General features: G+C 54.9%; 10 protein-coding genes. 5 read left to right on the top strand and 5 right to left on the bottom strand.

The annotated features are described in order from the left end of the window. Nucleotides 1–9 precede the first annotated feature (9 nt). From F0P93_RS01690 to F0P93_RS01670, 5 genes are all read left to right on the top strand, one after another. Nucleotides 10–1,452: a RagB/SusD family nutrient uptake outer membrane protein gene (locus F0P93_RS01690; RefSeq protein WP_150874647.1), complete on the top strand. Its 1,443-nt coding sequence runs from the start codon at nt 10–12 to the stop codon at nt 1,450–1,452. Between the two features lie 11 nt (nt 1,453–1,463). Then, nucleotides 1,464–2,810, top strand: a complete 1,347-nt coding sequence (locus F0P93_RS01685) for a polysaccharide pyruvyl transferase family protein (RefSeq protein WP_150874646.1) — start codon at nt 1,464–1,466, stop codon at nt 2,808–2,810. 1 nt (nt 2,811) lies between these two features. Beyond that, on the top strand, nt 2,812–4,098 hold the full coding sequence (locus tag F0P93_RS01680) for a polysaccharide pyruvyl transferase family protein (protein WP_150874645.1): 1,287 nt from the start codon (nt 2,812–2,814) through the stop codon (nt 4,096–4,098). Nucleotides 4,099–4,385: 287 nt separating this feature from the next. Beyond that, nucleotides 4,386–5,660 (top strand): polysaccharide pyruvyl transferase family protein, encoded by a 1,275-nt coding sequence (locus F0P93_RS01675; RefSeq protein WP_150874644.1) that lies wholly within the window; start codon nt 4,386–4,388, stop codon nt 5,658–5,660. A gap of 86 nt (nt 5,661–5,746) precedes the next feature. Next, nucleotides 5,747–7,018 carry a polysaccharide pyruvyl transferase family protein gene (locus tag F0P93_RS01670; RefSeq protein WP_150874643.1) on the top strand — a complete coding sequence of 424 codons (1,272 nt, stop codon included), beginning with the start codon at nt 5,747–5,749 and terminating at the stop codon, nt 7,016–7,018. A 20-nt stretch (nt 7,019–7,038) separates the two neighbouring features. Here F0P93_RS01670 and F0P93_RS01665 read toward each other — a convergent pair whose 3' ends face one another. From F0P93_RS01665 to F0P93_RS01645, 5 genes are all read right to left on the bottom strand, one after another. Beyond that, nucleotides 7,039–7,929: an alpha/beta hydrolase gene (locus F0P93_RS01665; protein WP_150874642.1), complete on the bottom strand. Its 891-nt coding sequence runs from the start codon at nt 7,927–7,929 to the stop codon at nt 7,039–7,041. Nucleotides 7,930–8,068: 139 nt separating this feature from the next. Next, nucleotides 8,069–8,797, bottom strand: a complete 729-nt coding sequence (gene pgl / locus F0P93_RS01660; protein ID WP_150874641.1) for a 6-phosphogluconolactonase — start codon at nt 8,795–8,797, stop codon at nt 8,069–8,071. Beyond that, nucleotides 8,797–10,311 (bottom strand): glucose-6-phosphate dehydrogenase, encoded by a 1,515-nt coding sequence (zwf, locus tag F0P93_RS01655; RefSeq protein WP_150874640.1) that lies wholly within the window; start codon nt 10,309–10,311, stop codon nt 8,797–8,799. The genes pgl and zwf overlap by 1 nt, the downstream gene beginning before the upstream one ends. Next, a complete protein-coding gene (gene gnd / locus F0P93_RS01650) occupies nt 10,308–11,735 on the bottom strand; it encodes an NADP-dependent phosphogluconate dehydrogenase (protein ID WP_150874639.1) in 1,428 nt (475 codons plus the stop codon). Before gnd ends, zwf begins: the two co-directional genes overlap by 4 nt. Continuing rightward, nucleotides 11,716–12,372: an HAD family hydrolase gene (locus F0P93_RS01645; RefSeq protein WP_150874638.1), complete on the bottom strand. Its 657-nt coding sequence runs from the start codon at nt 12,370–12,372 to the stop codon at nt 11,716–11,718. Before F0P93_RS01645 ends, gnd begins: the two co-directional genes overlap by 20 nt.

Here is a 12,372-nt window from a genome sequence, read left to right as displayed (position 1 = left end):
TAGATGGCTATGAAAACCAACACCTTATTGCTCTTTGTGGCCCTGTTGGCAACCGCCTGCGAAAGCCAGCTCGACCTGTCTCCCGTAACGAACCTGACCAATGCCACTTATTACAAAACCGCCGACGATGCCAAAGCCGCGCTGGGAGCCTGCTATAACGCCATTGGCAACCTGGACCCGAACCTGGACATCACCACGACCGACGACGCCATCCCCTTCTTAACGGGTGATGCCAACCGGCCGTTGCTTTGGCGGTATGACATCACCCCCGCCAATTCCTACGTCAGTCTGTATTCACCAGCGTACCGGGGCATTAACCGCTCCAATACTGTCATCGACCGCTTGCCCGGTATAGCGATGGATGAAACGCTGAAAAAACGGTACATCGCCGAAGCGAAGTTTCTCCGCGCGTTGCACTACTTCAACCTCGTGCGGCTCTATGGCGACGTGCCACTGGTGACGAAAGAAACCACCTCGCTGGAAGGCCTGGAACTCCCCCGGTCACCGGCCAACGACATCTACGCCCTGATTGAAGCTGATCTGAAAGAAGCCGAGAGCGTTTTGCCGGTCACGTATCCAGCCAGCGAGTCGGGCCGGGCTACGCAGGGAGCGGCCAAAGGGATGCTGGCGAAACTCTACCTCTGGCGGGCTGGAACGACCGCCGGTTCGCCGTTCTGGACCCAGGCGGCAACCAAAGCGAAGGAAGTAATCGACCAGGGCGTTTATGCACTGTATGATAACTATGCCGATGCGTTTGCGCTCACGGCGCGGGGCGGCAAGGAGAATATATTTGAAGTGCAATACCTGACCGATGTGCGCGGCCACAGCATTGGGCGCGGTTTTGGCGTCCGGGCGGCCCTGATTTACCCCAGTGGCGGAGCGGGCATTGCGCGGGTCAGTGCCAGTTTGTTCAATGCTTATTCCGCAAACGACAAACGGAAACCCGTTACGTTCATCACGTCGTATGTCTACAATGGCGTGACTACCAATCTTTCCATTACGGACCCTGACCCAACCAAAGCGGTTTCTTTCCAGAAACTGTGGGACAAAACCGCCAAAACCAACGGCGGTGAAGGCACGAGCGTTCCGATCCTGCGGTATTCTGACGTGTTGCTGATGCAGGCCGAAGCCCTCAATGAAGTGAACAATGGACCGACCGCGGAAGCCTATGCCGCCATCAACAAAGTCCGAATCCGGGCGGGCCTGACGGCCTTAGCAGGACTCAACTACCTGCAATTCAAAGAAGCGGTTTTGCTGGAACGACGGCTGGAGCTGACGTTCGAGAACAACCGCCGGTTTGATCTGATCCGGACGGGCAAGCTGGTGGAGGCCGTGAAAGCCGACAACACCTTCAACCGAAATCCGATTATCAAGCCTTTCCACGTTCTGCTGCCCATTCCGCAGGTGGATATGGACGCCAATCCGAGTCTGGTGCAGAATCCCGGCTACTAATCGAACCAACCATGATGCGCAGTCGAAGAGACTTTCTGAAAACAACCAGCCTGTCGGTGGCCACCGCTGCCCTGCCACCGATGGGAACACAACACCCGGTTCCGCATTCTTTCGTTCCGAAGAAGACGCCGACCATCATGCTCCGCTCCTCGTGGCGGGATGCCAACATCGGCGATCAGGGTCACACGCCCGGCACGTTAAGGCTCCTCGAACGCCATATTCCGGAAGTGCAACTGCTCCTCTGGCACGCCGAACCCCGGCCCGAAACCGAAAAGCTGGTGACCCAAAATTTCCCGAAAGTCAAAATTGTGCGGGGTAATTTTTATACAGGCGACACCCTTTCGGACGAGCTGAAAGCGGCTTTTGACCAGACGGATCTGCTTATTCATAATTCGAGCCAATCGTTTAATTACGGCTTGTATAACTACGAATGGGGCGGCCCAATCCGGGCGCTGACGCCGTTTTATTACTGTTATGACCGGGGGATTCCGTTCGGTATTTATGGACAGTCGTTCGATAAATTCGCCCCACCTTCGCAGTATTTTTTTCGGGATATTCTGAACCGGGCGGCTTTTCTGTATGCCCGCGACAACGAATCGCTCAACTTTCTGAAAGCTGAAACCTTCCATCCGTCTATCCTCGAATTTGCCCCGGACGGCTGTTTTGGAATCGATATCCGCGATGAACGCAAAGGGCTGGCGTATCTGAAACAGGCGGGTCTGGAAGATGGCCGATTTCTGGTGGTTATTATCCGAACCAACACGCCCCATTTCAACGAAAAAGGGGAAGGAAATTTACTGAATCCCACGAAACCAACGCCCGGGCAACAGGAACAGGACCGCACCCGGATGGCTAAAATCCGGGAAGTCATTACGCACTGGGTCAGGGAAACCGGTTATAAAGTGCTGCTGGCGCCGGAAGTAGACAAAGAAATGCCGCAGGCGAAAAACCACCTGTACGACCAACTGGACGCGACCACCCGGCAGAAAGTCGTTTTGCGCGACACCTTCTGGAATGCCGATGAAGCCATGTCGGTTTATGCCCGCGCTCATTCACTGATTGGTATGGAACCGCATTCGCTGATTATGGGCCTGGCCCTCGGCAAACCGGTGGTTCACGTTCGCTCCCATTTCCATGGTCGAAAAGGCTGGATGTTTCGCGACATCGGCTTGCCTGAGTGGCTGTTTGAAGTGGACGAAAGCCCGGCTTCGGCCTGGATCGACCAGCTCTCTAAAATTCACCGCGACTATCCGGCGGCCAAAGCCAAGGCGCAAAAGGCGATGGCATTCGTGCAAAAACGTCAGTCCGAAACCATGATGGCTGTCCGCAAAATCGTGGGTTTACCAAGCACCAAATAGTATGACACCTGATTCAACGTATTCCAATCGACGCATTTTCCTGAAAAGTGCTGCCCTGGCAACCGCTTCCCTCCTGGCATCGATAAAAGGCATTTCCGGTAAAAAAGCACCCGCCATTGTGCTGCGGTCGTCGTGGCAAACGGTCAACATCGGCGACATCGGGCACACGCCCGGCGTCCTGTCGCTGCTGGAAAAATACCTGCCCGACGCCAGCATCCGGCTCTGGCCGAGCAGCGTCGGAAATGGCGTTGAGGAGTTGCTCAAACGCCGGTTTCCCAAGGTTGCCATTGTCCAGACACCGGAAGAGATTGCGGCTACCCTGAAAGAATGCGACTTTCTGCTGCACGGCTCCGGGCCGTCGCTCGTGGCCCGCAAGGATGTAGAACGCTGGCACCAGGAAACCGGCAAACCGTACGGGATTTACGGCATCACCTTTCCCGGTGTCTATGCGCCCGGCCCGGCCGCCAGCAAGGTCAATGCGCTGGACGTCGGGTTGTTGAACAATGCCCGATTTGCGTTTTTCCGGGATTCGGTTTCGCTGAAAGTAGCGAAAGAATTCGGGATTAAAAGTCCGGTTATGGAATTTTGCCCGGATGGAGCTTTCGCTGTGGATTTCCGGAATGACCAGGCCGCTACCGACTTTCTGTCGAAACATGGATTGGAAGCGGGTAAATTTCTGTGCGTGATTCCGCGCACCCGGTTTACGCCCTACTGGGAAATTCCCGCCAAAAAAACACCCTTCGACGCGGAACGAAATGCCATTAATGAAAAGATGAAGGAGCACGACAACGCCCCCCTGCGGGAAGCGATCATTGCCGTGGTGCGCCAGACCGGGTTAAAAATCCTGATTGTTCCGGAAGACGAAACCCAGGTCAAACTGGGCAAGGAAATTCTGTTGGATAAACTGCCGGAGGATGTGAAGAAAAACGTGGTGTGGCGCGACCGGTATTGGCTCACCGACGAAGCGCTCAGCACCTATCTGCTGTCGGCGGGCTTGTTCGGACTCGAAATGCACTCGCCCATCATGTGCATCGGCCACGGCATACCGGCCATTGTCTGCCGCTTTGCCGAACAAACCAGCAAAGGGTTTATGTGGCGCGATATTGGTCTGGGCGACTGGCTGTTCGATATGGACAAACCCGAGGAAGTGGCCCGGATTGTTCCGGCGGTTCTGGCCATGGCCAAAGACCCCAAAGCCGCCAAGGCCAAAGCCGCAAAAGCCCGAAGTTTTGTTGAAAAACGCCAGCGTGAAACGATGGCCGTTGTGAGCAAAACCCTGGCTGTCTAGCCATTACACCAAGCCCGAAGGGCTTGACTGTGGATAACCCCGGGTGCAACCCGGGGACAGTCGCGTGGGGTCGTGTCCCTGGAGATCGCCCGCTCCCGGATAGCCTATGCCCCATAGCCCCATAGCCCCGTAGCCCCGTAGCCCCGTAGCCCCGTAGCCCCGGGTTGCACCCGGGGTTATCCAGATCAAGCCCTGCGGGCCTTAGGGCGGGGTCTGTGCTTGGGGGACAGTAGCCCTCGGCTTTAGCCGGAAAACCAATTGTAATGACATTCTAAACCGTTGCTCTCATGCAAAACCGCCGATCTTTTCTCCAACAAACGCCCGCCCTCATCGGCCTGCTGATGAGCATTCCGTCTCTTGCCAACGCAGCTGGAGCCGCAAAAAAAACCATTCTGCTGCGTTCGGCCTGGCAAACTGTCAACATCGGCGACATTGGACACACGCCGGGCATCCTCACCCTGCTGGAACGGTACCTGCCCGACGTCACGATTCAACTCTGGCCGTCAGATATTGGCAACGGTGTGGAAGAACTCCTTCAGAAACGCTTTCCAAAAGTGATCATTCTAAAAGGCCCGGAAAAGATTTCGGCAGCTTTCAACGACTGCGACTTTTTGCTGCACAGTTCCGGGTCTTCGCTGGTGGCCCGCAAAGACGTGGATCGCTGGCACCGGGAAACCGGCAAACCGTTCGGCATCTATGGAATTTCGCTGCACGGCGTTTTCCCGACACCACTGGCCTCCAACGCCACCTCGGCGGCTGAGGTAGAACTGATCAGTAAAGCGCAGTTTATCTTTTTCCGGGATTCGGCTTCGTTAAAGTTTGCGAAGGAAAAAGGAATCACCTGCCCCATCATGGAATATGGTCCGGATGCCGCTTTTGCGGTCGATCTGCGGGACGATGCGTCAGCGGAGGCTTTTCTCAAGGCGCACCAACTGGAAACCGGCAAATTCATGTGCGTCATTCCCCGGCTGCGGTATACGCCCTATTGGAAAATTCCCGCCAAAAAAGCCGCTTTTGACGAATTTAAGCACACCCGGAATGAGGAAATGAAAGAACACGATCACGCCGTGCTCCGCGAAGCCATCAGCGCCGTGGTCCGGCAAACTCCGATGAAAATCCTGATTTGTCCGGAAGACGAAACGCAGGTGGCCATTGGCAAAGAAATGCTGTACGATCCACTGCCCGCCGATGTCAAAGCAAAAGTCGTCTGGCGGGATCGCTACTGGCTCACTGGTGAGGCCATCAGTACTTACATGCGTTCGGCGGGTTTGTTTGGGCTGGAAATGCACTCGCCCATCATGTGCGTCGGCAACGGCGTTCCGGCCATCGTTTGCCGGTTCGACGAACAAACGAGTAAGGGCATCATGTGGCGGGATATTGGTCTGGGCGACTGGCTGTTCGATATGGACAAACCCGAGGAAGTGGCCCGCATCGTCCCGACGGTTCTGGCGATGGCCAAAGACCCAAAAACCGCCAAAGCAAAAGCCGCGAAAGCCCGAAGTTTTGTTGAAAAACGCCAGCGCGAAACCATGGCAATCGTGGGCAAAACACTGGCGGTCTAGCCAACCCACCAAGCCCACCGGGCTTTTCTATGGATAATCCCGGGTGCAATCCGGGACTCCTCACCCTAACGTCCAACCGAGTACTCATGCCAAACCGCAGAGAATTCCTGAAGCAAACGCCGTCACTGATCGGGTTGCTACTCAGTATGCCGTCCCTCGCCAACGCGATATTTCCCGCAAAAAAATCCATCATTCTCCGCTCCTCGTGGCAGACGGAAAACATCGGCGACATTGCCCATACGCCCGGCGTTCTGACGTTGCTGGAAAAGTACCTGCCCGATGTCGAGGTGCGTTTGTGGCCATCCAATGTGGGCAACGGCGTGGAGGAAATGCTGATGAAGCGGTTTCCCAAACTGATTATCCTGAAATCAGCAGAAGAAAAGAAGGCGGCCATTTCCGAATGCGGTTTTCTGCTGCACGGCTCCGGGCCGTCGCTGGTGGGTCGGAAAGAAATTGAACTATGGCAGCAAACGGGCAAACCGTACGGCATTTACGGCATCACCTGGCCCGGCGTATACGGTTTTCCCGAAGACCGCTGGAAGTTCAATCCGGCAGATGTTGAGCTACTCACCAAAGCCCGGTTTGCCTATTTCCGGGATTCAGTTTCGATGGAATTTGCCAAGTCGAAGGGCGTTGCCTGTCCGATTATGGAGTTCTGCCCCGACGGTGCGTTTGCCGTGGACATCCGGAACGACAAAGCCGCCGACACTTTTTTGAAGGAACACGGGCTGGAAACCGGCAAGTTTCTGTGTGTGATTCCGCAACTGCGGTTTTCGCCCTGGTGGGAACTCCCGCAGAAAAAACTGTCGGTCAACCCGGAAAAACACGCCCGGAATGAGGCCATGAAGGAACAGGATAACAAGCCGATTCGGGAAGCCATCATTGCCGTCGTTCGCCAGACTTCGATGAAAATCCTGATTGTTCCCGAAAACGAAACCCAGGTCCGGATTGGCAAGGAAATGCTGTATGATCCGCTGCCGGACGATGTGAAAGCGAAAGTCGTCTGGCGCGATCACTACTGGCTCACCGACGAAGCCGTCAGCACCTACATTCGCTCGGCGGGCTTGTTCGGCATCGAAATGCATTCGCCCATCATGTGCATCGCGCTGGGCATTCCGGCCATCGTCTGCCGGTTTGAAGAACAAACCAGCAAAGGGGCCATGTGGCGCGATATTGGTCTGGGCGACTGGCTTTTTGATCTGGATACGCCCAAAGACGTTGCGGGGATTGTCCCGGCGGTTCTGGCGATGGCCAAAGATCCCAAAGCTGCCAAAGCGAAGGCCCTGAAAGGCAAGCAGTTTGTCAATCAGCGACAAAAAGAAACGATGGCGGTGGTGAAGAAAAACGTCGGAGCCTAGGGGCGACCTTCGCGTTTTGCCTACGATTTTGCGCCGACAAACGTTCGTAACTCCCGGTAAATGAGGTTATTTTGCCAGTAAAGCTGCGTCACCATCCCGACGTGTTTTTTGCCCGGAAGAACTTTGTAATCATGCTTTACACCGAGTTCCCGGAGCCGCTCGTGGAATTTTTGAGTACTGCTGGCAATGCTCGGATACGTGCGGCTTCCGGCGTAGATCAGCATCGGCGGACTGGCGGACGTAACCTGGTAGTGAGCCGACATCGCCCGCCAAACCGTGGAATCTTTCCCGAACGGAACGAGGTATTGTTCATCATTGGGATACTCCATTTTCTGCAGATAGTCGAACATATTCAACCCGGCCGGATCATCGAGAATGGCGCCCTTGATGGGATTTTGGGTCAGTCCGAACGTCTGAAACAACCGGTCGTCCGTGGCTATCAAAGCCGCCAACCCGCCCCCCGCCGAGTGGCCCATGACGAAAATCCGGTTGGGATCTCCGCCAAATTCGGCGATGTTCTGCGAAGTCCAAAGCACGGCGCGAACACAATCGTCGGCCATGCCGGGCACCAAAACCGCCGGGGAAAGGCGGTAATTGATGATGACGGCCACCATCTTCTGTTTGGCCAAGCGACGGCCGATGAACGAATAGAGATTTTTACTGCCGCTGTCCCAGTTACCGCCGTGAATAAAAACCACGACGGGAAAAGGTCGCTCGGCTTTTTGCTTAGGCGCATACACGTCGAGTACATGCCGTTCTGCATCGAAATCCGGAGCGTCGGCTTTTACGTACGGAATGTCTTTGGTCCGTACGCTGGGTCGCGCCGTGGCGTATTCATGGATGAAAAGACTGAGCAGGCTCACGGCAAAAAAGGCAACGGGAATTTGCCAGAGCAGTCGGAGAAAGGACATCGTTTTGAAAGTGGATGGTTGAAAATGGTTAGGATGGCTGAATGGTTAAAAATGGTTGGCTGGCGCGTTCAATTGCGTGCGCTTGCCAACCATTTTTAACCATACAACCATTCTAACCATCCAGCCATCCTACAACCCTCTAAATTTGAGAAAAAGCCGGTTCATCCAAAAACCAGTGCACCTCGCCCTCGGCGGCCCGAATCAGTTGAGCGGGGTGATTATCAATGTCTTCGGCCCCATTCAGAACCGCATTAACAGCTTCGGCCTTTCCTTTTCCGTAGACCAGAAAGGCCAGATGATGCGCCAGATTGATCAGGGGCGCGGTCATCGTGATGCGGTACACGTTCTGATCGTCCAGAAAAACCGCCTTGACCGAAACCGAGGTATCGTGCAAAACCGGCGTATGCGGAAACAACGACGCGGTGTGCGAATTGTCGCCCAGACCCAGCAACACCAGGTCAAACCGGACCTGTTCCGCTTGATACCGATGCTGAATGGCTTGGGTATACTTCAGCGCGGCTTCGTCGGGCGACAGGCTCGTATCGACCGTAAAAATGTTCTTGGCCGGAATCCGGAGTGGCTCGAATAACGCTTTTTTGACCATCAGCGCATTGCTGTCCGGATCGTCGGAGGGAACGTAGCGCTCGTCGCCGAAGAAAAAATCGACTTTGTCCCAATCCAGTTGGCTGCTGAATTCGGGCGAAGCGAGCAGTTCATACAGTTTTTTGGGCGAACTGCCGCCCGAAAGCGCGACCGAAAACCGGCCCGTTGTGGCAATCGTTTCCTTTGCCGTTCGGATGAAGAATTCGGCCAGTTCCAAAACCGCCAGATCGGCGGTTTTGGAGACGTGTAAAATCGGCTGGCTCATCAATGTTTCCCGTTAAGTGGTAAGGTAAACCAGTGAAAACCGTCCTGCGCAATGAGGGCTTCGGCGTTTTCAGGCCCCCACGAACCGGCGGGATAATTCGGAAAACTCAGGCTTTTCTTGCTTTCCCAGGCGTGTAAAATCGGCATAATCAAATCCCAGGCGGCTTCCACCTGATCGCTCCGCATGAACAGTGTCTGGTCGCCCAGCATCGTGTCGAGCAGAAGCGTTTCGTAGGCTTCAGGCGGTTTTCCGTGGTAGGTGCCACTGTAATCGAACACCAGATCTACCGGATTCAGCGTCATGTCCAGACCGGGCCGTTTAGCCTGCATCTGCAAGCGGATGCTCATTTCGGGCTGAATGCTAAAAACCAAGCGGTTTTGCTGCCAGTTCTCGGCGGATTCGGGCGGAAAAATCGAGTGCGGAATGTTCTTGAACTGGATCGAAATGATGGAGGCCGACTGCGCCAGGTGCTTGCCGGTCCGGAGGTAAAACGGAACATCCTGCCAGCGCCAGTTGTCGACAAAAAATTTGAAGGCCGCAAACGTCTCCGTGTTGGACTCCGGGTTCACCTCCGGTTCTTCCCGGTAGCCTGCTACTTCTTTCCCTTCAATCCAGCCGTGGCCGTACTGCCCGCGAACGGCCGAAAACCGGATCGCGTCGGCATCGAACCGGCGCATGGATTTCAGGACATCCACCCGGCGGTTCCGGATTTCGTCGGCGTCCAGGTTGATCGGCGGTTCCATCGCAATCAGACACAGCAACTGCAAAATGTGGTTCTGCACCATGTCGCGGGTCGCCCCGGCCCCATCGTAATACCCGCCCCGGTCTTCGACGCCCAGTTGTTCGGTCACCGAAATCTGGACGTGGTCGATGTAGTTGCGGTTCCAGATCGGTTCCAGCAGGGCGTTGGCAAACCGGAAGGCCATGATGTTCTGCACGGTTTCCTTGCCCAAATAATGGTCGATGCGGTAGATCTGCTTCTCGTCAAAAATGCCCTGCAATTGTTTATTCAGGGCTTTGGCCGATTCCAGATCATGCCCGAACGGTTTTTCAATCACAATGCGCGTACGCTCCATGCCGTCTTTCGGACATTTTTTAGCGATGTTGTCCGCAATGATCGGGAAAAAATTGGGAGCCACCGCCAGGTAATAAATCAGGTCGGCTTTCTCGTTCCACTCGGCTTCATACGACTCGATCCGGCTGCCCAATTCCTGGTAGGTCTTCGTGTCTTTCAGGTCCGAAACCTGATAATAGATGTTCTTGCTGAACGTGTCCCATTGCTCGGCTTTGGCTTTGCCACTACGGGAAAACAGGTTGATGCCCTCCAGCAGTTTTTCCCGGAACTGATCATCACTAAGTTGGGTCCGACCGGTTCCGATGATTGAAAAATGGGACGGCATCCAGCCGTCTAAATACAGGTTGTATAATGCCGGCGCGAGTTTACGCCAGGCTAAGTCGCCGGTTCCGCCGAAAATGATAAATACGGTGGGTTGCGGTGTGAGCGTTGATTTCATGGTTTACCGGGTAATGGCGTCCAGTGGGTGTGGAAAACGCCTTCTTTACCAATTAGTTCGTAGGTGTGAGCACCAAAATAATCGCGTTGCGCCTGAATCAGATTCGAGGGCATGTTTTCGCTGCGAAACGCATCAAAATAAGTCAGGGAAGCCGCAAAAGCCGGCAAGGCAATGCCCGCTGTCAGGGCCGAAGCCACCACCGACCGCATGCCCGGAACGGTTTCGTTCACCAGCGTTTGCACCGACTCGTCGAGCAGCAAATGTTCCAGGCTCGGTGCTTTTTCGTAGGCGTTGAATATCTCATTGAGCAAGGTCGCCCGGATGATGCAACCACCCCGCCAGATTTTAGCAATTTCGGCCAGATTGAGGGTATACCCGTACGAAATCGAGGAACGATACAGGAGATCGAGCCCCTGCGCGTAGGTCATCACCGTACTGAAGTACAAGGCCTGCTCCAGGCTTTCCAGCAAGGTATCTTTGTCGATTTCCAGAAGCGACGGTTCATCGCCATACACCGTTGCCGCTTTGACCCGCAACACTTTGTATTTGGACAAATTGCGCATCGACACCGCCATATCGATCGTCGGAATCGGCACTTCCAGGTCCATCGCCACCTGCGACGTCCATTTGCCGGTTCCCTTCGATTTGGCCTGGTCTTTAATCAGATCAATCAGATACTGATCGGAATCCGGTTCCTTGAATCCGAAAATATCCCGGGTCACTTCGATCAGAAACGATTGCAACCGGCCTTCGTTCCAGGTTTTGAAAAGTTCGTAAATCTCCTCATTGTCCAGTTTCAACCCTTTGCGCAACACTTCGTAGGTTTCAGAAATGAGCTGCATCAGACCGTACTCGATCCCGTTGTGCACCATTTTCACAAAGTGCCCCGACGCCCCCGGCCCGATGTAGGTCACGCAGGGAACGCCATCAACCTTGGCGGCAATGGCGTCAAAAATCGGTTTCAGGGTCAGGTAAGCGGCTTTGTCACCGCCCGGCATCATGCTCGGCCCTTTCCGCGCACCTTCTTCGCCCCCGGAAATGCCCATTCCGAAGAAATGAAGCCCCTTGGAATCCAGCGTTTTGTCGCGGATGTCGGTGTCCGTAAAGTGCGAGTTGCCACCGTCGATGATGATGTCGCCCGGTTCGAGCAGCGGCACCAGTTTGTCGATCACGTTGTCCACCGGTTTGCCGGCAGGCACCAGCATCATGATGGCGCGGGGCTTGGTCAGGCTCTGGGTCATGGCCGCCAGATCCGTAAAACCTTTGACCGGTTTGCCTTCGCCTTCTTTTTCAAAACCGGCCACCTGGTCGGGATTGATGTCGTAACCGGCTACCGGAAAGCCGTGGTCTGCCATGTTCAGCAGCAAGTTGCGGCCCATCGTACCGAGGCCGATCATTCCAAAATTATACTTCGTTTCTGCCATTGAACTCGTGCAAGTTTATCGGTTGGTTTTTAAGCTTTTCCAGAATGGCTTTGGTGGACTCAAACGTCTGGTGGTGCAGGGCGTTGATGCCCAGTTTGCGGGCGGCTTCCACCAGCATCAGCCGGTCGTCAAAATAAACGCACTGTTCCGGACGGGCCTGCGCCACGCCCATCGCCAGCCGGAAAATACCGGGGTCCGGTTTCCGCATGCCTACTTCGCAGGACGAGATGAAGGCATCGAAACACCGGTGAAGCTTGAATTTTTTAATGCGGTATTCGTTCAGTTCGCGCCCCTCGTTGTTGATGGAAATAATCCGGATGCCCCGGTTTTCATTTTTCCATTCCGTCAGCCATTGCAGCATGTTGGGCAATTCCAGCGACTGTGCAAACATAAACGCCTTGAAATCCTCCCGTGTAAAATCGCGCGGCTGGCTGAAAACGACCGTGTCCAGGTATTCATCGAGCGTGATGCGACCAATTTCGTAGGTGTTGAACATGAAATCGTGCAACACGTCCATTTCCGAATAATCGAAACCAAACGTGTCAGCCGCCCGCTGCCGGGATTCGTGCCCCCAACCGTTGGTCAGCAGCACGCCCCCGACATCGAGAAAAAGGATTTTAAGTGGTGCGAGATCCAT

Origin of the sequence: Larkinella humicola, assembly GCF_008727875.1 — a bacterium.
GTDB lineage: Bacteria > Bacteroidota > Bacteroidia > Cytophagales > Spirosomataceae > Larkinella > Larkinella humicola.
Note: the sequence above shows the minus strand (reverse complement) of the source record. Positions and strands in the feature narration are given on the sequence as shown.